The sequence below is a fragment of the Nonomuraea sp. NPDC049649 genome, assembly GCF_040675175.1.
Taxonomy (GTDB): domain Bacteria; phylum Actinomycetota; class Actinomycetes; order Streptosporangiales; family Streptosporangiaceae; genus Nonomuraea.
The window spans coordinates 1-21,850 of record NZ_JBFAOH010000057.1; the positions used below are offsets into that span (position 1 = coordinate 1).

Annotated in this window: 25 protein-coding genes, 1 tRNA gene and 1 pseudogene; 6 read left to right on the forward strand and 21 right to left on the reverse strand. The window is 70.1% G+C overall.

All coding sequences use genetic code 11. The features are described from left to right. Positions 1–247 precede the first annotated feature (247 nt). The gene (locus AB0J42_RS35205; RefSeq protein WP_364302447.1) at positions 248–1,198 is read left to right on the forward strand and encodes an ABC transporter ATP-binding protein; all 951 of its coding nucleotides are present in this window, start codon (positions 248–250) and stop codon (positions 1,196–1,198) included. Positions 1,199–1,249: 51 nt separating this feature from the next. Here the strand turns inward: AB0J42_RS35205 and AB0J42_RS35210 are convergent, their stop codons facing one another. Then, complete coding sequence (locus AB0J42_RS35210; RefSeq protein WP_364302377.1) at positions 1,250–1,969, reverse strand: nucleotidyltransferase domain-containing protein; 720 nt, start codon at positions 1,967–1,969, stop codon at positions 1,250–1,252. Between the two features lie 231 nt (positions 1,970–2,200). Between AB0J42_RS35210 and AB0J42_RS35215 the strand changes: the two genes are divergently transcribed. Continuing rightward, the gene (locus AB0J42_RS35215; RefSeq protein WP_364302379.1) at positions 2,201–3,016 is read left to right on the forward strand and encodes an SDR family oxidoreductase; all 816 of its coding nucleotides are present in this window, start codon (positions 2,201–2,203) and stop codon (positions 3,014–3,016) included. Between the two features lie 221 nt (positions 3,017–3,237). On the opposite strand, the pseudogene AB0J42_RS35220 reads toward AB0J42_RS35215, so the two are convergent. Both AB0J42_RS35220 and AB0J42_RS35225 read right to left on the reverse strand, forming a co-directional pair. Next, positions 3,238–3,402: pseudogene (locus AB0J42_RS35220) on the reverse strand (ribose-phosphate pyrophosphokinase-like domain-containing protein); the annotation flags it as partial. Positions 3,403–3,428: 26 nt separating this feature from the next. Beyond that, complete coding sequence (locus tag AB0J42_RS35225; protein WP_364302381.1) at positions 3,429–4,070, reverse strand: HAD family phosphatase; 642 nt, start codon at positions 4,068–4,070, stop codon at positions 3,429–3,431. A gap of 123 nt (positions 4,071–4,193) precedes the next feature. On the opposite strand from AB0J42_RS35225, the gene AB0J42_RS35230 reads away from it, so the two are divergent. Beyond that, a complete protein-coding gene (locus AB0J42_RS35230; RefSeq protein WP_364302383.1) occupies positions 4,194–5,903 on the forward strand; it encodes an alkyl sulfatase dimerization domain-containing protein in 1,710 nt (569 codons plus the stop codon). Here the strand turns inward: AB0J42_RS35230 and AB0J42_RS35235 are convergent. Continuing rightward, positions 5,842–6,180, reverse strand: coding sequence for a hypothetical protein (locus tag AB0J42_RS35235; protein WP_364302385.1), 339 nt, complete (start codon positions 6,178–6,180; stop codon positions 5,842–5,844). The two genes, AB0J42_RS35230 and AB0J42_RS35235, sit on opposite strands and share 62 nt — an antisense overlap. An 89-nt stretch (positions 6,181–6,269) precedes the next feature. Here AB0J42_RS35235 and AB0J42_RS35240 point away from each other — a divergent pair, with 89 nt between their 5' ends. Continuing rightward, the gene (locus AB0J42_RS35240; protein ID WP_364302388.1) at positions 6,270–7,649 is read left to right on the forward strand and encodes an MFS transporter; all 1,380 of its coding nucleotides are present in this window, start codon (positions 6,270–6,272) and stop codon (positions 7,647–7,649) included. Here the strand turns inward: AB0J42_RS35240 and AB0J42_RS35245 are convergent. Together AB0J42_RS35245 and AB0J42_RS35250 are read right to left on the reverse strand one after the other, a co-directional pair. Further along, positions 7,644–8,609, reverse strand: coding sequence for a reductase (locus tag AB0J42_RS35245; protein ID WP_364302390.1), 966 nt, complete (start codon positions 8,607–8,609; stop codon positions 7,644–7,646). The genes AB0J42_RS35240 and AB0J42_RS35245 overlap by 6 nt on opposite strands. A gap of 177 nt (positions 8,610–8,786) precedes the next feature. Beyond that, on the reverse strand, positions 8,787–10,574 hold the full coding sequence (locus AB0J42_RS35250; protein WP_364302392.1) for a bifunctional metallophosphatase/5'-nucleotidase: 1,788 nt from the start codon (positions 10,572–10,574) through the stop codon (positions 8,787–8,789). A 108-nt stretch (positions 10,575–10,682) separates the two neighbouring features. On the opposite strand from AB0J42_RS35250, the gene mshD reads away from it, so the two are divergent. Then, positions 10,683–11,648, forward strand: coding sequence for a mycothiol synthase (mshD, locus tag AB0J42_RS35255; protein ID WP_364302394.1), 966 nt, complete (start codon positions 10,683–10,685; stop codon positions 11,646–11,648). On the opposite strand, the gene AB0J42_RS35260 is transcribed toward mshD, so the two are convergent. The 3 genes from AB0J42_RS35260 to dcd all read right to left on the reverse strand — a co-directional run bounded on the left by AB0J42_RS35260 (position 11,581) and on the right by dcd (position 13,942). After that, complete coding sequence (locus AB0J42_RS35260; RefSeq protein WP_364302396.1) at positions 11,581–12,585, reverse strand: inorganic phosphate transporter; 1,005 nt, start codon at positions 12,583–12,585, stop codon at positions 11,581–11,583. The two genes, mshD and AB0J42_RS35260, sit on opposite strands and share 68 nt — an antisense overlap. Before the next feature lie 5 nt (positions 12,586–12,590). Further along, positions 12,591–13,208, reverse strand: a complete 618-nt coding sequence (locus AB0J42_RS35265) for a DUF47 family protein (RefSeq protein ID WP_364302398.1) — start codon at positions 13,206–13,208, stop codon at positions 12,591–12,593. Between the two features lie 158 nt (positions 13,209–13,366). Beyond that, positions 13,367–13,942, reverse strand: a complete 576-nt coding sequence (dcd, locus tag AB0J42_RS35270) for a dCTP deaminase (protein WP_364302449.1) — start codon at positions 13,940–13,942, stop codon at positions 13,367–13,369. Between the two features lie 102 nt (positions 13,943–14,044). On the opposite strand from dcd, the gene AB0J42_RS35275 reads away from it, so the two are divergent. Continuing rightward, positions 14,045–14,115, forward strand: a tRNA-Gly gene (locus tag AB0J42_RS35275). Between the two features lie 83 nt (positions 14,116–14,198). Here AB0J42_RS35275 and AB0J42_RS35280 read toward each other — a convergent pair. The 12 genes from AB0J42_RS35280 to AB0J42_RS35335 all read right to left on the reverse strand — a co-directional run bounded on the left by AB0J42_RS35280 (position 14,199) and on the right by AB0J42_RS35335 (position 21,840). Beyond that, positions 14,199–15,326: a site-specific integrase gene (locus AB0J42_RS35280; protein ID WP_364302400.1), complete on the reverse strand. Its 1,128-nt coding sequence runs from the start codon at positions 15,324–15,326 to the stop codon at positions 14,199–14,201. Then, entirely contained in the window at positions 15,323–15,547 is a 225-nt protein-coding gene (locus tag AB0J42_RS35285; RefSeq protein WP_364302402.1) for an excisionase family DNA-binding protein, read from the reverse strand. Before AB0J42_RS35285 ends, AB0J42_RS35280 begins: the two co-directional genes overlap by 4 nt. Next, positions 15,544–17,151 carry a replication initiator gene (locus AB0J42_RS35290; protein ID WP_364302404.1) on the reverse strand — a complete coding sequence of 536 codons (1,608 nt, stop codon included), beginning with the start codon at positions 17,149–17,151 and terminating at the stop codon, positions 15,544–15,546. The genes AB0J42_RS35285 and AB0J42_RS35290 overlap by 4 nt, the downstream gene beginning before the upstream one ends. Next, on the reverse strand, positions 17,148–17,300 hold the full coding sequence (locus AB0J42_RS35295) for a hypothetical protein (protein WP_364302406.1): 153 nt from the start codon (positions 17,298–17,300) through the stop codon (positions 17,148–17,150). The genes AB0J42_RS35290 and AB0J42_RS35295 overlap by 4 nt, the downstream gene beginning before the upstream one ends. Next, positions 17,293–17,493: a hypothetical protein gene (locus AB0J42_RS35300; protein ID WP_364302409.1), complete on the reverse strand. Its 201-nt coding sequence runs from the start codon at positions 17,491–17,493 to the stop codon at positions 17,293–17,295. Before AB0J42_RS35300 ends, AB0J42_RS35295 begins: the two co-directional genes overlap by 8 nt. Next, positions 17,490–18,908 (reverse strand): FtsK/SpoIIIE domain-containing protein, encoded by a 1,419-nt coding sequence (locus AB0J42_RS35305; RefSeq protein WP_364302411.1) that lies wholly within the window; start codon positions 18,906–18,908, stop codon positions 17,490–17,492. Before AB0J42_RS35305 ends, AB0J42_RS35300 begins: the two co-directional genes overlap by 4 nt. A gap of 89 nt (positions 18,909–18,997) precedes the next feature. Then, positions 18,998–19,309 (reverse strand): hypothetical protein, encoded by a 312-nt coding sequence (locus tag AB0J42_RS35310; RefSeq protein WP_364302414.1) that lies wholly within the window; start codon positions 19,307–19,309, stop codon positions 18,998–19,000. After that, the gene (locus AB0J42_RS35315) at positions 19,306–19,719 is read right to left on the reverse strand and encodes a plasmid replication, integration and excision activator (protein WP_364302417.1); all 414 of its coding nucleotides are present in this window, start codon (positions 19,717–19,719) and stop codon (positions 19,306–19,308) included. The genes AB0J42_RS35310 and AB0J42_RS35315 overlap by 4 nt, the downstream gene beginning before the upstream one ends. Before the next feature lie 123 nt (positions 19,720–19,842). Continuing rightward, positions 19,843–20,553: a GntR family transcriptional regulator gene (locus AB0J42_RS35320; protein WP_364302419.1), complete on the reverse strand. Its 711-nt coding sequence runs from the start codon at positions 20,551–20,553 to the stop codon at positions 19,843–19,845. A gap of 110 nt (positions 20,554–20,663) precedes the next feature. After that, positions 20,664–21,101, reverse strand: a complete 438-nt coding sequence (locus AB0J42_RS35325; protein WP_364302422.1) for a hypothetical protein — start codon at positions 21,099–21,101, stop codon at positions 20,664–20,666. Beyond that, positions 21,098–21,433, reverse strand: coding sequence for a hypothetical protein (locus AB0J42_RS35330; RefSeq protein WP_364302424.1), 336 nt, complete (start codon positions 21,431–21,433; stop codon positions 21,098–21,100). The genes AB0J42_RS35325 and AB0J42_RS35330 overlap by 4 nt, the downstream gene beginning before the upstream one ends. After that, entirely contained in the window at positions 21,430–21,840 is a 411-nt protein-coding gene (locus tag AB0J42_RS35335) for a hypothetical protein (RefSeq protein ID WP_364302426.1), read from the reverse strand. Before AB0J42_RS35335 ends, AB0J42_RS35330 begins: the two co-directional genes overlap by 4 nt. Positions 21,841–21,850 lie beyond the last annotated feature (10 nt).

The window sequence follows — 21,850 nt, forward strand, 5'->3', positions numbered from 1 at the left end:
AGGCCTGCTCCCGGGCGGTCACTAACCGGCGCTCTGTGGCGCATCTCCCTGTTGCCGGTCCGAAGCCTCGCGAGAACCGGGGGCGGTGGTGTCATGCGGGCCGTCGAGCGGCGACCGGACTAGACCGTCACCCCGGCTCCCGCCGAGTCCCTTCACCAAGCACCGTAGTGGTGCCTGCGAGAAAGAGGGTGCCCTAGTGACCGAGACGCAAGCCCCCGCCGAACAGGTCGCCACGGCCCGCCGCACCCTGCTGGAGGCCCGCGACCTGCACGTCGAGTTCGCCGCGCGCGGGCGGCGCGCCCGCGCCGTCGACGGCGTCAACCTCGCGGTCGGCGAGGGCGAGATCGTGGCGCTCGTCGGCGAGTCCGGCTGCGGCAAGACCACGCTCGCGCGCACGCTGCTCGGCCTGGAGAAGCCCGCCTCCGGCTCGGTCCGGTACGAGGGAGAGCCGCTGCGCTACTCGTCCGGGGCGCTCAAGGAGTACCGCAAGCAGGTGCAGCTCGTGCTGCAGGACCCGATGGGCTCGCTCAACCCCCGGCACACCGTCTACGAGGCGGTGGCGGAGGGCCCGCGCATCCACGGCCTGCGGGACGAGGCCGACATCGTGAACACCGCGCTGGCCAAGGCCGGGCTCCGGCCGCCCGAGCGGTTCCTGCTCCGCTACCCGCACGAGCTGTCCGGCGGGCAGCGGCAGCGCGTGGTGATCGCCGGCGCGCTGGCGCTCGAACCGAAGGTGCTGATCGCCGACGAGCCGGTGGCCTCGCTCGACGCGTCCGTGCGCGGCGAGATCCTGGCGCTCCTGCTCCGGCTCCGCGACGAGCTGGGCCTGTCGGCGCTGGTCGTCACCCACGACCTCGGGCTGGCCTGGAACATCGCCGACCGGGTGGCGGTCATGTACCTCGGCCGGATCGTCGAGTCCGGCCCGGTCGAGCAGGTGCTCACCGCGCCCCGTCACCCGTACACGCGGGCCCTGCTGTCGGTGCTGCCCGAGTCCACCGACCGGGTGGTGCTGACGGGCGAGCCGCCGGACCCGACCCGGATCCCGGGCGGCTGCCGCTTCCACGCCCGCTGCCAGGTCCTTGCCTCCGGCAAGGCCGCCGAGGCGGGCGTGGCCGACCGCTGCCGTGGCGAACTCCTGGACATCCTGCCCGCCTCACCCGACGCCCAGGCCGCCTGCCACTACGCGGACGCCATCTGACCAGGGGCTGCCCGCCCGGCCGGGCAGCCTCTACGACCAGGCCGCGCCGGCTCAGCCGAGCACGCCGGTGATCGACTCCCGGATGAAGCGGCGGGCCAGTTTCGCGCGGCGGAAGCGGCTCAATGGGGGCTCGTCCGTTCCGTACCGGCGGGCCCTGATCCCGTCCACCACGGACGGTGGCGCGTCCATCTCGGCGAGCACGTCGAGGGCTTCCCGCTTGGTGATCAACCGGCCGTCCCGCAGTGTCACGGCCGCCCGTGCGATGGTGATCATGCCCAGGTCCACCCACTCGTCGCGGAGCCACCGGCGCCGCCGGCGGGTCATCTCCAGCCAGTAATCCCTTAGGTCCGCCCGGATGAACGCGGTCAGCTCGGCGTCGGACACCGGCGGGATCAGGGTCTCCGGACTCGGCCCGTACAGCTCCAGCGCGCCCGTGAGCAGCTCGCGCCGCGTGACGGCGGTGACGGGCCGCTCGAACAGCTCGCCGCCCGCCCACGTCACGTGCTCCCGCGCCGGGTCGGCCAGCTGCTTCTCCGGCAGGTACGAGCAGTGCAGGCGGTCTTTCAGCGGCCCGTCCATGTTCCGGTGCAGGCGTTCGACCGCGGCGCGCTGAGGCGGCTCGCTGACCACGGCGATCAGGTCGAGGTCGCTCCGCCCCTGCTGGTAGTCGCCCTTGGCCAGGGAACCGTGCGCCCACAGCGCCGTCAGCGGCACGGCGGGCCCGGCCTCCGACAGGAACCGGGTGAGCAGGATCTCGGTCGAGGTGTGCATGATCTCCACTCTCTCTTCCCTGAGATCCCCGGCAAGGGGTCAATTCCGTTGCCTCGGCCCGCCGCCCGGGGGACGATCGCCGGATGAGCTTCGAGCAGAGCGCGCGGCTGGTGGAGTTCCTCTGCTCACCGCGCGGGCGGTGGGTCGACGGCCAGTTGCTGAAGAGCGACGGCGGCGTCTCCGCCTGAAATTCGCTCGCGTGTACGAGCGACGCCGGGGCATCATACCCGGATGATCGATCCACAGCTGGACGGGCGGGTCGCGCTGGTGACGGGGGCCAACCAGGGGATCGGGGCGGCCACCGCCGTCGCGCTCGCCGCCCAGGGCGCGTCCGTGTTCCTGACGTACAAGAAGCTGCGGCCGATGGCGCACCCCGCCTACCCCGAGGCGTACGACCGGGCGCGGGGCGGCGACGCGCAGGACGTCGTGGAGCGGATCCGAAAGGCCGGCGGCAGGGCCGAGGCCGCCGAGGCGGACCTGGCCGATCCGGAGGCGCCCCGGGCGCTGTTCGAGCAGGCAGAGAAGGCGTTCGGGCCGGTCGAGATCCTGGTGAACAACGCCAGCGGCTGGCTGGCCGACACGTTCCTGCCGGACGCGGCCGACGGGTTCGGCAGGCCGCTGGTGCCGGTGGACGCGGAGAGCCACGCCCGGCAGTTCGCCGTCGACGCGCGGGCGCCGGCGCTGCTCATCGCCGAGCTGGCGCGCCGCCACATCGAGCGGGGCGCCACCTGGGGGCGGATCATCGGGCTCACTTCCGGCGGGCGGGACGGGTTCCCCGGCGAGGTGTCCTACGGCGCGGCCAAGGCGGCGCAGGAGAACTACACCATGTCGGCCGCCCACGAGCTGGGCCGGTACGGGATCACCGCGAACATGGTCTACCCGCCGGTGACCGACACCGGGTGGATCGGCGAGGACTCCAAGGAAGCCCTGGCCGGGCTGAGCCCGCTGCGGCGGATCGCGCGGGCCGAGGACGTCGCCGACGTGATCACGTTCCTCGCCTCCCACCAGGGGAGGAACGTGACCGGGCAAATCATCAGGATGTACTGAACAGCGCGCTGACCGACTCGCCGCAGTGGATGCGGCGCATGGCCTCGGCGAGGGCGGGGGCGATGGACAGGACGGTGAGCTTGCCGCCGGGCGAAGGCGGCGGCCTCCTTGGCGTAGCCGAGGTCGGGGGAGACCACGACCGTGTTGGACAGGTCGTAGCGGGCGAAGTGGGGCATCACGACGGTGATGCGCGCCGCCGAGGCGCCTCGGGCGGCGTCGAGCATGAGCAGCAGCTCGACCAGGTGCTCCTGGGTGGGAGGCACCAGAGGCTGGATCAGGAAGACGTCGCGCTCGCGGCAGTTGGCCTGGAGCTGGACCTCGAGGACGTCGTTGGCGAAGCGTGAGACGCGGACCGGATGGAGGGGGACCAGAGGATAGCGGGTCAAAGGCCCAGAAGATCGGAGGTGAGGGGTCAGCTGTCCAGGAGGTCGGAGGTGAGCGCGTCCAGGTCGTCGGCCACCCGCCAGGCCAGGGCGAGGGCGTCCGGGGCGGGCGGGTAGCGGGGGTGCGGGACGGCGATGACGCGCATGCCGGCCGCGGCGGCGGAGCGCAGGCCGTTGCTGGAGTCCTCGATGGCCACGCAGTCGTCCGGGTCGACGCCGAGCCGCCGGGCCGCCTCCAGGTAGCCGTCGGGGGCGGGCTTGCCGCGGGCCACCTCCTCGGTGGAGACGGTGGCGTCGAAGCAGTCGTGCAGTTCGCTGGAGGCCAGCACGGTGTCGATGAGCCGCCGGGGTGAGGAGCTGGCCAGCCCGAGCGTGAAGCTGTCGCCGAGCCGCCGCACGGCCTCGGGGGCGCCCTTCATCAGGGGCAGGTGGTCGCGGTAGCGCCGGGCCATCCGGTCGATCACCTGCTGGGCGATCTCGTCCGGTGGGAGCCGCACGCCGAGCTCGTGCAGGTAAGCGGCCCATTCGCCGGTGCTCATGCCCATGAGCTTCGTCTGGGTGTCGTCGCGCCAGGTGCCGCCGTGCTCGGCGACGAAGGCGCGGCGGACCTCCTCCCAGACCGGTTCGGAGTCGACCAGCACGCCGTCGAGATCGAAGATGCAGGCTTCCACGGGTCAGACCCTACCCACACCCCGGACGTCCACTATTTCGCGATAAGTCAAGCCAAGGGACGTTCATGGTGTTTCGTACGTACGTTGACCGTGCTCACTCTGCTTTAGGGCAGTTCTCAGGGCATGGCGGAGCTTCCATACGAGCCCGAGGACGGCGAGGACGCGGGATTCGTCGCCCCGCTCGCCCCCGCCGTGATCAGGAACGCCGACGGCAAGGTGGTGTGGGACGCGGACGCGTACGGACGGGCGGACGGCGAGTGCCCGGCCACCGCCCACCCCAGCCTGTGGCGGCAGGCCGGGCGGGACGCCAGGCACGGCCTGTACGCCCTGGCCGAGGGCGTCTACCAGGTGCGCGGGCTGGACCTGGCCGCCATGACCCTGGTGGAGGGCGACACCGGGGTCGTCGTCGTGGACCCGCTCGGCTCCACCGAGTGCGCCGCCGCCGGGCTGCGCCTCTACCGCCGCCACCGCGGCGACCGCCCGGTCACCGCCGTCATCTACACCGGCCCCCGGGCGTGCTGCTTCGGCGGCGCGCGCGGCGTCACCTCCGGCGGCGTGCCCGTGCTCGCGGCCGCCGCCTTCCTGGACGGCGCCGCCGAGGAGTTCCTGTACGCGGCCCCCGCCGCCGCCCGCCGGGCCGCCTACACCCACGGCACGGCGCTGCCCCCGGGCCCCGGAGGGCGGCTCGGCCCGGCCCGCTCCACCGGGACGGTCTCCCTCCTCCCGCCCACGGCCCTGATCGACCGGAGCGGACAGGAGGAGACGCTCGACGGGGTGCGGTTCCTCTTCCAAGTCGTCCCCGGCGCGGCCCTGGCGTTCCTGCTGCCCGACCGGCGGGCGCTCTGCCTGCCCGGCGACCCGCCCGGCGCGGGCGACCCCCGGCTGTGGACGCGCTGCCTGTCGGAGGCGGTCACGCTCTTCGCCGGGCACGCGGACGTGGCCTTCGCCGCGCACCACGACACCGTGCGGGGCGGCGAGGAGATCGCCCGCCTGCTGGAGCGGCGGCGCGACCTCCACGCCTACCTGCACGACCAGACCGTGCGCCTGATGAACAAGGGCCTCACCCCGCAGGAGATCGCCGAGCACCTGCAGCCGCCGCCCGCCCTGGCCGCGCTGCCGGGCGGGATCGGCGTCATCAGGGCCGTCTACCAGCACTACCTGGGCTGGTTCGACGGCAACCCGGCCCACCTGCGCCCGCACCCGCCCCGCCAGCGCGCCATCCGCTACGTCGAATGCCTCGGCGGCGGCGCGGCCGTGGTGGCGCTGGCCGAACGGTACGCCGCCGAGGGCGACCACCGCTTCGCCGCCGAGCTGCTCAACCACGCGGTCTTCGCCGACGAGGGCAACAAGCGGGCCCGCGACCTGCTGGCCGAGGTCTACACCCGGCTCGGTCACGGGGCCCGCGACCCCGCCTGGCGCAACGCGTACCTGATGGGGGCGCTGGAGCTGGCCGACGGGATCGCGCCCGCGGACGGCGGGACGGTGGCGCGCGGCACGCTCGCGGCGCTCAGCGCCGAGCGGCTCTTCGACGCGCTGGCCGTACGGGTGGACGGCCCCAAGGCCTGGCACGAGAGCCTGGCCATCGACTGGCAGCTGACCGACCTGGGCCGCAGCTACCGCACCACGCTCTCCAACGGCGCGCTCATCCGGCAGGCGGACCCGCCGGACGGCCCGGTCGACCTGACGCTCCGGCTCACCCAGGACCAGCTCGCCGCCCTGCTCGCGGGCCGGGGCGTCGGCGCGGTGTCGCGGGAGGGCGACCTGCTGGCGCTCAAGCGCCTGTTCGCCGTGCTGGACGACCCCGTCCCCGGCTTCGCGATCGTGACGCCCTGAACGGGCGGGTCCACAGCAGTACGGCCAGGACCGCCAGCAGCACCGGCCCGAGCACCAGCGGCGCCGACGGCCCGCCCGCGTGCCAGCTCGCCATCGCCACGCTCACGCACGTCAGCACGGTCACGCCGAACGTCGCCGCCCACAGCGGCAGCACGTACAGGAAGCCGAAGAACAGCGGGAACACCAGCCAGACCAGCGGCGGCACCAGCATCGCCAGCACCGCCCAGGCCAGCGTGCCGGCCACCAGGCAGAGCTGTTCCGTTGCGTGACGCATCATGAGCAGAGCGTAATCGCTGTCCGGGGGGTGGCTTGTCTCCCGGAAGGGCAGGAAATCTGGGTCTACATGCCGACATCGAAGGGGAGGACGTGCCGGACACCCGCAAGCACGCGCTGGCCATCTGCCTGACGGCGGCGTTCATGGCCGGGCTCGACGTGAGCATCGTCAACGTCGCCCTGCCCTCGATCAGGGAGGGCGTGCCCGACGCCTCGGAGGCCGGTCTGCAGTGGATCCTGTCCGGTTACGCGCTCACGTTCGGCCTGCTGCTGGTGCCGGCCGGCCGCCTGGGCGACGCACGCGGGCGGCGGACGGTCTTCACCTGGGGCGTGACGATGTTCACGCTCTCCAGCGCCGCCTGCGGGCTCGCCTCGACCATGCCGGTGCTGATCGCGGCCAGGCTGGTGCAGGGACTGGCCGCAGGCATGATCAACCCGCAGGTGTCGGGGCTCATCCAGCAGATGTTCCGGGGCGCGGAGCGGGGGCGGGCGTTCGGCGCGCTCGGCGCCACCATCGGCGTGTCCACCGCGGCCGGGCCGCTCATCGGCGGCGCCCTGGTGTCCGCCTTCGGCGCCGAGCACGGCTGGCGGCTGGTGTTCCTGGTGAACGTGCCGATCGGGCTCGTGCTGGTGCCGCTGGCCCACCGGATCCTGCCCGCGCCGTCACCCGCGAAGGAAGGCCGGAGACAGACCATGGACCCGGTCGGGGTGCTGCTGCTCGGGACGGCCGTGACGCTGTTCCTGCTGCCGTTCATCCAGCAGCACCAGTGGGCGGGGGCGGCCAAGTGGCTGCTGGTCCCGGCCTCGCTGGCCCTGCTGGCGGTCTTCGTGGCCTGGGAGCGGCGCTACCGGGGCGAGCCGGTGGTCGACCTGTCGCTGTTCCGCATGCGCTCCTACGGCCTCGGCACGGCGATCGCGATGTTCTACTTCGCCGGGTTCACCGGCATCTTCTTCATCTTCACCCTCTACCTGCAGTCGGGCCTGGACTACAGCGCCCTGCTGGCGGGCCTGGCGATCACCCCGTTCGCCGTCGGGTCGGCCGGGGCGGCGGTGGCCGGGGGCCGGCTGGTGAGCCGGGTGGGCCGCAAGGTCGTCGTGGCGGGCCTGGTCACGGTCGTCGGCGGGCTGCTGGCCACGATCGCGGCCACCTACTTCGTGCCCGGCCCGCACGTGGCGCTGGCGACCGCGCTGCCGCTGCTCGTGGCCGGCATCGGCAGCGGCCTGACCATCGCGCCGAACCAGGCGGTCACCCTGTCGCAGGTGCCGACCGCGGGCGGCGGCAGCGCGGCGGGCGTGCTCCAGACCGGCCAGCGGCTCGGCTCGGCGATCGGCATCGCCGCCGCCGGATCGCTCTTCTTCGGCGCGCTCGGCCAGGGCTGGCCGAGCGCCTTCAGGCACGGCCTCATGGTCGTCGTGGCGTTCGTCTGCGCCGCGCTTCTCGCGGCCCTCTACGACCTGCTGCGCCGCTCATGAGAGCAGCGCCGCCTCCACGTCCGGGTCGAGGCCCACGGCGGGCCTGTCGGGCCGCAGGGGCGCGCGCCCGCCGATGCTCCGGAGCCAGGCCCAGGTGTCGGCCACCGTCTCCTCGACCGGCCGGAAGCGCAGGCCCGCCGCCACCGCCTTCGACACGTCGCCGCCGTGCACGAACGCGTGGCCGTCGCCGGTCATCCAGATCGGCAGGTCGGTCCAGGGCCGGACACCCGCCGCCAGGATCGCCTCCTCGCCCGTCCAGCGCAGCTCGGCGGCCGACCCGGTGACCCGCACGCAGCACTCCAGCAGCTCACGCATGGTGACGAAACCCGGCGGGCTCACCACGTTGAAGGCGCCGCCGACGCCGTCCCCCGCCGCGTCCAGGCACCACCTGGCCAGATCGCGGGCGTCCACGTACTGCAGACCCAGATCGGCGGGCTCGGGCGCGAGCACCGGCCCGCCCCGCGCGATCCTGGTCAGCCACCACGGCAGCCGCCCGATGTTCTCGTGCGGCCCGAGGATCAGGCCCGCCCGGGCGAGCAGCGCCCGGCCGCCGAACGCCGCCGTCGCGGCCAGCTCGCCGCCCGCCTTCATCTCCGCGTAGCCGTCCTCGCCGCCCTCGACGAGGGGCGCGCTCTCGTCGGCTCCGTACGGGACGGGCAGGGTGTAGACCGACCGGCTCGACACGTACACGTAATGACCGGCGCGGCCGGCGAGCAGCGTGGCCGCGTCGCGGACCGCGGACGGCGCCCACGACCAGGTGTCGGCGACCACGTCCCACTCCCCGCCGGCGAGCGCGCCGAGCCCGCCGGGCCGGGTGCGGTCGCCGCGCAGCGCGGTCACCCCGGGAGGCGGCTCGTGCGTGCCGCGGTTGAACACCGTCACGTCGTGGCCGAGGGCCAGCGCCTCCGAGACGAACGCCCGGCCGACGAACTCCGTCCCGCCCAGTACGAGAAGTCTCATCCGGCCCACTGTGCCGCCTGGCCGGGCGGGGCGTAACCCCGTCAAGCCGACAGCGGAATGATTGAGACCGTTCCCGGAGGGCAGAGGCGGGCCGGAGGGTGCGCACACAAGGACGAAGGGCCCGCCTCCCGTGGGTTTTCAGGGGCGTCAACGACGGGAGGCGGGCCCTTCCACGCGTCAGCCGGTCACGGTGATGCGGTCCGTGGCCGGGGGCGCGATCGGGTTGTTCCGGCCCAGGTGGTCGACGAAGGCGTCGATGTCGAGCGGGCCGCTCCACAGGTCGGTGCCCTCGGTGAACGCGGAGAACGCGTCACCGCCGCCCACCAGGAAGTTGTTGGCCGCCACCCGGATCTGCTGGGTGTCGGTCACCGGCTGACCGTCGATCATGAGGTTCGAGACCTTGTCGCCCCACGCGGCGCTCCGGCTGTAGGTGTAGGTCAGGTTCGCCGACGGCGACAGGATCCGGTCGAACGGCTGGGCGTTCGGGCCGCCGGTGAACTGCTGCTCCAGCAGCGTCTTCAGCTGCGCCCCGGTCAGCGTCACCACCTGCATGAGGTTGTTGAACGGCTGGACCGTGAAGGCCTCGCCGTAGGTGACGACCCCGTCTCCCTCGCCCGCGGGCGAGCTCGCGTAGCTCAGCGGCGCGCGCACGCCGCCCGGGTTCATCAGCGCGATCTGCGCGTTTCCGCCCGTTCTGGTGGCCGCGAGTTGGGCGTCGGCGATCAGGTTGCCGAGCGGCGACTCCCCGGACGGGGCCGCGGTGTTCGTCAGGTCAGCCGTGATCGCGCCGACCGGCCGGTCGGCCACCTCCGACACGCGGTCCTTCCACGTGTCCACGAACGCGCTGATCTCCGGGTCGGGGGCGACCGTGCGGGTCACGACGTGGTTGTCGGCCACGATCGAGGACCGGTCGATGTCGCGGGTCCGGGTGTCGACCTTCAGGTCCACCTGGGTGATGACCCGGCCGAACGAGCCGCCCTGCGAGTACAGCCGGTCACGGCCGCGCGGGTCCTTGACCGTGCACAGGTACGCCTGGTGGGAGTGGCCGCTCAGCACGATGTCGATCTCGGCGTCCACCTGGGTGGCGATCCGGTGGCCCAGGCCGGGGACGGCGCCGCACGCGTCCGGCGACTGCCCCGCCGTCACCTGGTCGCCCTCGTGCACCAGCACGACCTGCGCCTTCACGCCCACCAGCTTGAGCAGCTTGGACGCCACGTTCGCGGCCTTGACCTCGTCCACGAACTTGATGTTCTTGATGCCCTCGGCGGTGACGATCGTCGGCGTGGTCCGGGTGACCAGGCCGATGAAGCCGATCGGCACCCCGTTCATCCACTTGACGCTGACCGGCGGCAGGGCGGGCACGCCCCAGTCGGCCATCAGAGCCTTGATCTTCGGGCTGCTGCCGAGCGCCGACAGCGCGTCCGTACGCTCGTGCCGGTTCTTGAAGAGCACGTTCGCGCCCACGTAGTCGAAGGCGGCGCCCTTCCAGCGGCCGGCGGGGGAGCAGCCGTCCACCGGGTGGCAGCCGCCCTTCATGATCCGCCGCAGCTCGTCGTAGCCCTCGTCGAACTCGTGATTGCCCACCGCGGCCACCTTGAGCCCGAGCTTGCCCATCAGCTCGACCGTCGGCTCGTCGTGGTAGGCGGCGGAGATGAGCGGGGTGGCGCCGATCAGGTCGCCCTGCGCCACCGCGATCGTGTTCCGGTCGGCCAGCGCCTTCATGTGGGTGGCCACGTACGCGGCGCCGCCCGCGTCGACGGTGTCGCCGTGCTCGTCCACCATGCGGCCGGACGAGCCGGTCGGAGGTTCGAGATGGCCGTGGAAGTCGTTCAGTGCGAGCAGCCTGACGGGGACCGTCCGCTGCTTGTGCGCCTGGCTCGCGTCTGCCGGGAGCCAGGCGAGCATCATGCCGCCTGTGGCGACCGCTCCGGCCAGCCCCAGCCGGAGGAGTGAACGGGGCTTCATGAGCTCTGACGTTACGGCGGTGAGCTGAGCTGCCAATGGCGCAAAGGTAACGATTCAGCGGGGTCCCTGCTGGCGGTATTTGCCAGTAGTACGCCTAGAGTTCGAGCTGTGAGTACCGACGTGAAGGTCAGAGAACGGCTGAATGACCAGGAAATCGCCGACGTCCTGCGTGTCGTCGACGCGGCGACCGAGGCCGACCGCGTCCGCCCGCTCAACGAGCACGTGATGCTCCACCTGCGCTACGGCGGCGACCCCCGCGCCCGCTCTCTCCTGCTGTACGACGCGGACGAGCTCATCGGCTACGCCCACGTCGACCCCACCGACGAGGTCGAGGGCCCCAGCGGAGAGCTCGTCGTCCACCCCGCGCACCGGCGCCGCGGCCACGGCAAGGAACTGCTCCGCGCCGTGCTCGGCCTGACCGGCGGCAGGCTGCGGCTCTGGGCGCACGGCGACCACCCCGGCGCCGGGGCGCTGGCCGCCTCGCTCGGCATGGAACGCGCCCGCTCGCTCTGGCAGATGCGCCGCTCCCTGTTCGCCCCGCTGCCCGAGGCCGGCCTCCCCGAAGGGGTCACGATCCGCACGTTCGTGCCCGGCCAGGACGAGGAGGCGTGGCTCAAGGTGAACGCCGCGGCCTTCGCCAACCACCCCGAACAGGGCGCCTGGACCCTGGACGACCTGCTGCGGCGCGAACGCGAGCCCTGGTTCGACCCCGAGGGCTTCTTCCTCGCCTTCCGCGGCGACCGGCTCGCCGGCTTCCACTGGACCAAGATCCACGGCTCGGACGAGCACGGCCACGAACCGCTCGGCGAGGTCTACGTGGTCGGCGTCGACCCGTCCCAGCAGGGCACCGGCCTGGGCAAGGCACTCACCCTGACCGGCCTGAACCACCTGCGCTCGCGCGGCCTCGCCCAGGCCATGCTCTACGTGGACGAGAGCAACACCTGGGCCATCCGCCTGTACGAGTCGCTCGGATTCGCCCGCTGGGACGTCGACGTCATGTACGCGGCTACTCCACCACCCAGTGCAGGAAGTAGTACGACAGAGCAGCCACCAGAGCCGCGGCCGGAATCGTAAGGATCCAGGCGGTCACGATGTTGCCCGCCACGCCCCACCGCACGGCCGAAAGCCGCTTGGTCGAGCCCACGCCCATGATCGCCGAGGTGATCGTGTGTGTGGTCGAGATGGGCGCGCCGAACCCGATCGCCGCACCGTACAGGACTGTCGCCGCCGCGCTCTCGGCGGCGAAGCCCTGCGGCGGGTCGAGCGCGATGATGCGGCGGCCCAGCGTGCGCATGATCCGCCAGCCGCCCGCGTAGGTGCCGAGCGAGATCGCGGCGGCGGCGGCGAAGATGACCCACTGCGGGATCGGATCCGTCGGCGCCACATAGCCGCCGACCAGGAGCGACAGGAAGATCACACCCATCGTCTTCTGCGCGTCCTGCAGCCCGTGGCCGAGCGCCATCGCCGCGGCGGAGACCGTCTGCGCGTAGCGGAACCCCCGGTTCGCCGGGCCGGGTTGCGCGTGACGGAAGATCCAGTAGATTGCGATCATGATCGCCGCGGCGAGGGTGAACCCCACGAGCGGCGACAGGATCATGGGGATGACGACCTTGTCCACCACCCCGCTCCAGTGCACGACGCTGGACGACGCGAGCGCCGACCCGATCAGGCCGCCGATCAGCGCGTGACTGGACGAGGAGGGAAGGCCGAAATACCAGGTGACCATGTTCCAGGTGATCGCTCCGATCAGGCCCGCCGCCACGATCACCAGGCCATGAGAGCCCTGAGGCGCGTCGATGATGCCTTTGCCCACCGTCTGGGCCACCTGGGTGCCGAGATGGGCGCCGATGAAGTTCATCGCCGCCGCCATGAACAGCGCCGCCCTGGGAGTGAGCGCCCGCGTGGACACGGAGGTCGCGATGGCGTTCGCGGCGTCGTGGAAGCCATTGGTGTAGTCGAAGATCAGAGCGACGACGACCACGCCGATGATGAGGCCGAGCGTGAGGTCCACCGGGACTAGCTTTCCTTGACCGCGATGGACTCGACGGTGTTCGCGACGTGCTCGAAGGCGTCGGCGGCCTCTTCGAGCGCGTCGATGACCTCCTTCATCTTCATGACCGTGAGCGCGTCGTACTCACCGCCGAACAGCTTGGCCAGCAGGCGGCGATAGATCTGGTCACCCTGGTTCTCCAGGCGGTTGACCTCGATCCAGTACTCGTTGAGGTTCTTCATGGACCGCAGCCGGGGCATCGCCTCCGCCGTCAGCTCGGCCGCGCGCTCCAGCACCTCCACCTGGCGGACCACGTCCTTGGGCAGGTGGTCGATCTTGTAGAGGTCGATGAGGTCGGACGCCGCTTCCATGGCGTCCATCACATCGTCCAGGTTCGACGCGAGGCGGTAGATGTCCTCGCGGTCGAAGGGGGTGATGAAGCTCTCGTTGAGCCGGTTCATGATCGCGTGAGTGCGTTCGTCTCCGGCGTGCTCGCAGGCCCGCATCTTCTCGGCCAGGGCTGCCCGGTCCGATCCGTCGCTGATGATCTCTACGAGCAGGCGTGATGCGGTGACCAGGTTGTTCGCCGAGTCGGCGAACAGGTCATAGTAGCTGTCCTCACGTGGCGTGAGCCGCAGGCGCACGTCGTTCTCCAGATGTGCGGGGATGGTCCGTGGAAAGGGTAAGGGTTACCTGGTGAAATGCGAACTTCATGTCCCCTTCTCCTAGGCGCTACCCTCCGTATGCTGTACGACACCGGGGCAAGAGTACTTTGCGCGGCATGTCGCTGTGCAGGCGGGTACTACACCTTCGTCCGGTGAAAGTTCTTGAACGCCCGCGACGGCGTCGGCCCGCGCTGCCCCTGATAACGCGACCCGTACCGCTCCGACCCGTACGGATACTGAGCCGGCGAACTCAACCTGAACAGGCACAACTGCCCGATCTTCATCCCCGGCCACAGCTTGATCGGCAACGTCGCCATGTTCGACAACTCCAGCGTCACATGCCCGCTGAACCCCGGATCGATGAACCCCGCCGTCGAATGCGTCAGCAACCCCAGGCGCCCCAGCGAACTCTTCCCCTCCAGCCTGGACGCCAGATGATCAGGCAACGTGATCACCTCGTAGGTGGAGGCCAGCACGAACTCGCCCGGATGCAGGATGAACGGCTCGTCCCCCTCCGGCTCCACCAGCCGCGTCAGATCCGGCTGCTCGACCGACGGGTCGATGTGCGGATACCTGTGGTTCTCGAACACCCGGAAGAAACGGTCAAGCCGGACGTCGATGCTCGACGGCTGAACCATGTCCTGATCGAACGGGTCCAGCTTCAACCGGCCGGCGTCGATCTCAGCGAGGATGTCTCGGTCAGATAGCAGCACGCTGAGCAACTTACCGGGTGCGTCCAGCCGAAGTCAGAGGGCGCGGCTTGCTGAAGCGGGCGCGGGATCCGCTAGAGTATTGGTCGCGGCCCCTGGCCGCATGCGGGTGTAGTTCAATGGTAGAACTTCAGCTTCCCAAGCTGACAGCGCGGGTTCGATTCCCGTCACCCGCTCTCGAAGCGAAAAGCCAGGTCAGGGATGGATTCCCGACCTGGCTTTGATCGTTTCTGCAGGTGTTTTCGATCTTCTGTGCCCGTTACGTGCCCGATCCGTTGGGATCTTGGTCCTTCAGGGCCTCTTCGGCGAGCTTGCCGAGAGCGTCAGCGATGGCCCGGTCACGCTCCATAGCGGTGTGCTGATAGATCAGCGCGGCCCGCGTGGAGGAGTGGCCCATGCGGCTCATCAGGTCTCGGAGAGTCGCGCCGGACTGCGCGGCGAGGGTGTTTCCGGTGTGACGGAGATCATGGAAGTGGAAGCCGCTGAGCTTGGCCTTCTTGAGCGCCGCCGCCCATACGCGGCTGAAGTTCGCGCGCCGGAGTTTGGCACCCTTGGGGCCGACGAAGACGTGACCGTGCTCGCCCTTCTCGGCGTATGACTCCATGTGCTTGCGAAGATCCGGGAGCAGTGTCCCCGGGATGCTGATGACGCGCTTGCCCGCTTCCGACTTGGGAGGGCCGATGGTCACCGAGCCGTCCTTGAGTTCGGTCGTGGTCCCGACGACGCGGATCGTTCCCGCTTCCACGTCCACGTTCTTCCGCAGGAGTGCCGCCAGTTCGCCCCACCGCAGGCTCCCAAAGGTGGCGAGCAGGATCAGCATACGGAACCGCGGTTCGATGGCATCGGCGAGTGTGAAGACCTCCTTCATGGTCAGGACGGGGCGCTCGGGCGACTCCTCCTTGCCCGCCTTCTTGATCGTGCAGGGGTTGGCCTTGATCAGCCCGTCCTCTACTGCGGTGTTGAAGATGGCCTTCAGGAGCCGGTACGCCTTGGCGACGGTGACCGCCCCGACGCCGCCGTCCAAGCGCTCCTTGCGCCACTTACGGATGAGCGCCGTCTTGATCTCGCTCATGGGGCAGTTGCCGAAAGTCGGAACGAGGTGAATGCGGTAGAGCCCCTCATAGAGCTGAACCGTCTTCGGACGAAGGCCCGGACGCTCCTCGATCCAGGTCGCGCCGTACTCCTTGAAGCTCACCTTGCCGAGGTCCGGGTTGAGCCAGTCGCCGGCCAGCAGTTCGGCCTCTTTCTTGGTCAACCAGATCTCGGCTTCCTTCTTGGTGGCGAAGGTGTTCGGCGCGGTGCGGTCCACGCCGTCAGGGCCGGGATATCTCGCCTGGAACCGCCCCGAGGGGAGCTTGCGAATGCGACCGAATCGGCGCTTGCTCATGCTGCTCTCCTCGTACGGGTAGTGATGGGGGGAACGAGTCCCGCTGCGATGAAGTCGTTGAGCACGGATTCGGGTATGCGGACCTTGCGCCCGAGGCGGACGAAGGTGATCCGGCGTTCTTCGATGAGGCGTCGAGGAAACCGCTCACTGGTGCCGAGCCGTTCCGCGACTTCGGCGACGGTCAGCAGGCGGTCAGTCGGCCGCCGTGAAGCATGGCTCATGCTGCTCTCCCCTCAGTTGCCGAAGGATCTTGGCTTTGTGCTCGGGCTTCGAGTTGGGCCATGTGGGCGCGCCATCGTTGGCGTTCGGCCACGGTGCGCAGGAGACGCACGGCCAGCGGGGGCACGTTGGCGTCTCCGGCCGGGACGGGCCGCCAGACATAGCGGTGTGGGTCGATCGGTTCGCCGGTCTGGCCGAGGGCTTCCAGGACCCACGTACGGCGGTCCTGCTTGTGTTCGGCGAGGGTCTTGTTGGACCACTTCCGGGACACCAGGACGCGCCGCCCGGCGTAGCCGAGGTGTTCAGGCTTGTGAGCCTTCGAGCGGCAGCGGCCCGGCGTCATCCCGGCCTTGGCTCCCTTGGGCTGGATGCCGTAGCGCAGCCAGTTGGCGCAGGTCGGCGAGCAGGGCTCGTAGCGCAGGGCGTCGACGAACCGGGCCGCGTGCTCGCGCTGGGCCTGGCCGCTGTCGAGGGATTGGCCGAGGCTCTTGGTCAGGTACTTCGACAGGTAGCGGATGCACTGGTCGGCGTCCGGCGTTCCGGAGAGCACGCCCTTGACGTCCACTTGGTCGCCGAAGCGGATCACGTGCAGCGGTTCGGCGTCCTCGTCGGCGTCGAGTTGGTCGAGGGCTTCGTCCCAGGTGGGCAGGAGTTCGCCGGTGTCGGGGTCGAGGTAGCCAGCCCCGTCCTGCCAGACGGGCAGATGCTCACCGTCGAAGACGACCTGATCGACCGGAGGCCACCACACTTGGTGGTAGGTGGCGGCGGCGATCTGCTTGATCTCCGCACGCGGGAGGGTGCCCCGGATCGCCATGTGCAGGTGTGGAGCCAGCCGTTTCTGAGGTTCGACAGTGGCGAAGTACTGCACGTCATAGCCCGCCACCCGGCGAAGGTTCTGCACGAACCGATCCACGAGCTTGGAGAAGTGCAGCGCGTCCCGAGCCGCCCGCGCATAGTCGTACGTGCCGGGATTGACCGGGACGCCGTCGCGGACCTTCCCGTAGGAGGGCAGGGTGAGCGTGACGAACAGCGACGGCCGATAGATCTTGCCGTCCGAGCCGGTGAATGTCCGCCCGAGCGTCGTGTTGGCCATCTTCCGCCGGGGCAGGTCCGGCGCGTCCTGCCGCCGCCGGGTGGATCGGGTGCGCTTGCCGGTGGTCCGGCCGAGGACGTGGCCGCGCATCCCCGCGGTGTTGATCTCGTCATCGAGGCCGGCGAGGACCGCGTCCAGGTCGGTGGTGTCGTCCCCGGCTTGCTCGGCTGCGTCGCGGCGGGCTTGCATGTCGGCGCGGAACTCGACCAGCCAGCGTTGTTCGTCGTTCGGCTCGTCCGGTGTGATGGCTGGTTCGTGGTCGAGGTGCCAGCCCTCACGGCACTGCGCCATGCGGAGTTGCCGGTTGCGCTTGGCGCATGGCGGGCAGACGGCCTCCATCGTGGCCCCGCAGGGCACGTCGATGATCTCGCTCTGCCCGGTGGTGGTGTCGAGGCGCTTGAGCGCGACGGGGCGGATGCACACGCCGTGCTGCTTAGCCACCTCCAGAGCGACATCACGCGCCCACGGCATCCGCAGCCGCTCAGCGCGGGGGAGGGCGCGATCGTAGGTCATGCTTCCTCCCCGGTGTCCACGGCGATGAGCGCGCCCTGGCCGCACTCGCGGCACTCGACCGTTCCGGGCACCAGGTCGAGCCAGAGCGTGTTGTCCGCGAGGCAGGACGAGCAGCGCAGCCCTTCCAGCAGGTAGGCCAGGTCACGCATCGTCGCTCACCTCCGTTTCGGTCAGCTCGGCGCACAGCCGGTGCCGCCCGTCGTAGGGGTGGGTGAGCATGTGGGCGTAGTGCAGCTCGAAGACCCGCATGCGCGGTAGGTGGCTGGTGGTCAGCAGGACCATGAGCGAGCGGCCCGCCACCAGGTCGAGTTCGTCGGCGGTGCCGTGGAAGCAGACCCTCATGCAGCCCTCCCGAAGGCATCGGCCATGGCGCGGATGTCTGCGTCGGAGACGTAGGCGGCGCGGACGCGGATCGGCTCGAGCGAGGTTTCCAGCCGGACGTATCCGACTCCCGCCCCCAGCTCCGGGACGGGGGAGATGTGATCGGCCAGCGCGCCCCGGTCCCGTGCGCCGTCGCCGAGGACCATGTCCACCTGCTCGGACTCGTCCAAGCGGAGGGCGATCTTGTCGGGGAACAGGTTGCGAATGTTCATGACCTCCTTGCGCGGGTCCTGGAGCGCGGCCAGGACGCCGACGCCAACCGCCCTGCCTTGGGTGGTGAGCGTCGCGAGCGCGGCGGAGATGCGTTGCCGGAGTTGGCGATCGGTCTGGTACGCGGTCAGGAACGCCACCTCGTCGACGACCACCAGGACGAACGGGTCCTCGACGGTGGGCGTGTGGGAGCGCTGGAGCCCGGCGAACCGCGCCGCGCGCTTCTGCATGACCGCGACGGCCTGATCCAGCAGGTCGGCGCACTCTTCCGGCGAGGCGGCGTACCGGCCGCTGAACAGCGCGCGGCCGTAGGAGAGTTCCATGAGCTTGGGATCCAGCGCCCACAGCTCTACCAAGCCCTCCCGTACGGCGGGGAGGAGCCCGCGGATCGTAGACCAGAGGATCGAGCCTTTGCCGGCCCCGGTCGCGCCCGCGACCAGTACGTGAGTTCCGTGGACCTTGAGCCGCCACGGTTGCCCGTCTTCCTGCTTGCCGACCTCGATCCCGTCGACGGTGGCCACCTCGGGCAGGGGACGGGCCGGGATCGGGACCGCCAGCGGGTCATGACGCGGAAACGTCAGGGTGAGCCGCCCGGCCTTGGACAGCGCGACCCGGCACGAGGTGGCGCCGAAGCCTTGGGCGAGGTGGTCGAGGCGATCGGACCAGTCCTTGACCGCCTGTCCCTTGAGCATGCGCACGGTGACCAGGTCGGCCCACGGTGTGCAGGTGACCTTGCCGAGGCGGGGCAGGTAGTCCCGCCCCCGCAGGTGACGCCCGAGCCCGGAGACGATCATCACCGGTTGCCAGTGCCGCCGGTAGATCCAAATCAGCCGCCACCAGGCTTGCAGCCGACGCCCGACCAGCCGGACGAACGAGCCCCGGTCCGTCAGCGCCCAGGCGGACAGCCCGACCGGGAGGGGTGCGGTCAGCAGAAACGCGGTCTGCCAGCCGTACAGGACGGTGAGTACGCCGGGAGCGACCACGGCGAGCATGGCGACGGGATGCCGCCAGGTCATCCGGACCAGCCCGGCCAGCCCACGCCCGATCAGGATGATCAGGGTGAGGATGGCGGGCGTGGTGACGACGGCCGGGCGGAAGACGACGGCCGTGTCCGGCGTGGTGGTGACGAGGTCGCGTGCCTGGTCACCGGGAAGGCGCTTGAACATAAGCTGGACACCTCCTCATTGATGTGGAAGTCAGGGGAGAAAGATCGGGGGCCGCCGGAAGTTGCCGCTTCTGGCGGCCCCGCCTTGCATCAGCCCGCCGCACTCTCGGCGGAGGCGGCCGACTGCTCGGTGTGCAGGCGCTCGCAGTCGGCCAGGTACCGAGCGGCAGCGGCGAAGATCTCGCGGGCGATGGACACATCGGCGTCGGTGACCGGCCCGGCCCCGGTGGTGGAGATGTGCACGTTCGCGTCGCGGGAGCAGATCTCCAGGTACGGCCTCACGTTGTTGAACAGCAGCCCGGCGCTGACCCGCAGGCCCGGCGTGTGGAACGCGACGGTCAGACGAGGCGCGGCGTCCGGCTGCATCGTCAGCGTGACGTAGGTGTACGGGCCGGAGCTCACGCCGCCGCCTCCTTACCGGCGGGCGCCTGCTGCTTGGGCCGGGCGGGCTTCATGCCGGTGGCCCGGTAGGAGTAGGCGAGCCGTCCGGCCTGGTTGACGTACGGGGTGACGGTCATGCCGGTGAACTCGACCGGCGCGATCGGCAGGCCGGTCAGCGCGGGCGGCGGAACGGGTTCGACCTCGGAAAGGATCTTGACCGCGATCGTCTTCTGGCCGGCCTTGAGGTTCGGGTCGCCGTCCATGACGGGGACCTGCCAGATCGGTTCACCGGTCGTCTTGTCCCGGGCGTAGACGGTCTTGCCGCCGGTCGAGGCTTCGAAGTTCTTGACCTGCTCGACCTGGCCGACGAGGAAGCAGCCGTGCGGGAACGCCTGCTCGAAGCTGATCGGGATGGGGCCTTGGATGGCCATGGGTGGTCCTCCTTTCATCGGGGACGGCTCTTCGTTCGCTCGTCCACTTGTCCGCATGAGTTGAAGAGTAGGTGATCGCAACTCGTCCGCACAAGTGGACGGGCGGCAAGGGGCGGGTAAGAGTTAGCTCACCTTGAAGACATCTTCGAGTTCATGCAGGCTCCCGGGCAGGGCCAGGCTGACCGCCAACAGCACGTTGCCGGCCGGGTCATGCACGGTGGCCAGCACGCCGAGGACCGGGTCGGACGACCCCAGCAGCTCGGCTTCCTCAGAGGTGGGCATGCGCGCACTGACTCGCTCGGTGATGTGGTCGAAGCGCAGGTGCTTGACGGCCTGGAGGTGCTGACGGACACCCCGCCGCAAGGGCTCGGGCTTGTCCAGATCGGTACCGATCGCGTGTTCCAGCGGCACCCAGATCTGTTCCACGGCTGAGATCACATCAGCCTGGCGCGCTACCCGCTTACGCGCGATCACCGGGGTTCCCTCGGCGACGCCCAGCAACCGCGCAATATGACGGGGAGCGGGAACGCGCCCGGCCTCCAGCACGGCATCGCCACTCTCGCCCTGCTCGGCACTGGTCAAGCTCGGGCGTACGCGATCAACCGCGCTCTCGGGACGGCCTTTCACGAACGACCCGCGGCCGTGTTCACGCTCAATCCAGCCCTGCATGGCTAGGGTCTGGAGAGCGCGCACGACGGTAGTCCGGCCGACGCCGAGTTCGCGCACAAGCTGGGTCTCCGACGGCAGCATGTCACCGGGGGAGTACTCACCCGACTCGATCCGCTCCTGGATCGTCCGCATGACCTGCACATATTTGGGTGGAGCGAAATCCATACCCATCTCAACCGCCCATTCACTCTTCCACTCGTGCGCATAAGCACAGTACCGGCTGAGACAACGGCTGTCAGTGGGCCGCATTCAAAGGGCAGCAGGATGTAACCGGCTCACAAACCGAAGTGTCTCAAGCAGACGGGGCACGCCCTGGACATCTTCGGCGAGAAGGGCACCGACCAGCCGCACACCGGCAGAGGCTCGGCCGGCGAGAAGCACACCCCCATGGCCGTCCTCGGTTGCACGGCGTGGAACACGATCGCCCCATGGGTCTTCGACCACCCGGTTACGAAGTCCGGGGCACGATCCATCGCGGCCGGTTCTTCCAGGTCGAGGTCATCCCATCGCAGGGACCAGCACTGCACGCGGCCCGGCAGCTCATCGGGATCGTCGTCAAGCTTGATCAGCGCTGTGGTCCCGTTGCGCAGCACCGCCACCACCACGCCTTCACGGCCGATCAGCGCCGAGGCATGGGCGCGAGTGAACGCGTGGCTGTGGAAGGTGCTGACGATCGAGGCCCGGCAGCCGATCCGGGAACTCGCCCACCTCACAAGGGCTCCGCCGACGTACCCAGAGGGACGGAGCCGACCGGGGTCTCCTGGGAGCGGAGTTCGGCGTAACGCATCGCGATCCGCCGAGCAGCCCGAAAAGGATCACTCACGGGATGCCAGGCATAGATGACCCGGTTACGTTCGGCATTCCATCCGGTACGCCACCAGAAGCGTGCACCGTCGCACCAGACGACCAGCCCGACCCCCACCGACACCAACGCGAGCCCGTATCCATCGTGTACATCGGAGTCGATGCCGTTGCTCCGCAGCACCTCCTGGAGCACTTCGGCGGACTCGCACGGGTCCATGACGACGATCGCAGGCGAAATCATGCGCTCACCCGCTCAAACCGCACTGAACCGGCCGGGTCGAGGGTCGCCAGGAAGATCACCCGCCGGGACGAGTTGTCCGGGAACGCGCTGAAGTCAGAGATCCGGTGCGTGATGCGTCCCCATGGCTCACTGTCAGGGTCCATCCGGCGCAGCGCCTTGCGAAGCTCGTCCATTGAGGTGGCCTGTCCGGAGCTGGCACCGCACGGCCCACGTTCGTCCGTGCCGGTACCCGTGAGGAACGTCTCCCACTCGAACATCTCGACGAACAACTGGCCCTCGTCGCAGTAGACGCAGTCTTCCTGCGACGAGGTGGCCTCTCTCATCATCGTGGCCGTCACTCGCCCCCGCCGAGTGACAATCTTCCATCCGCGCCCGTCGCACGCGGTGCACTTAACCGGTGTCGTCATGTCGGAAACA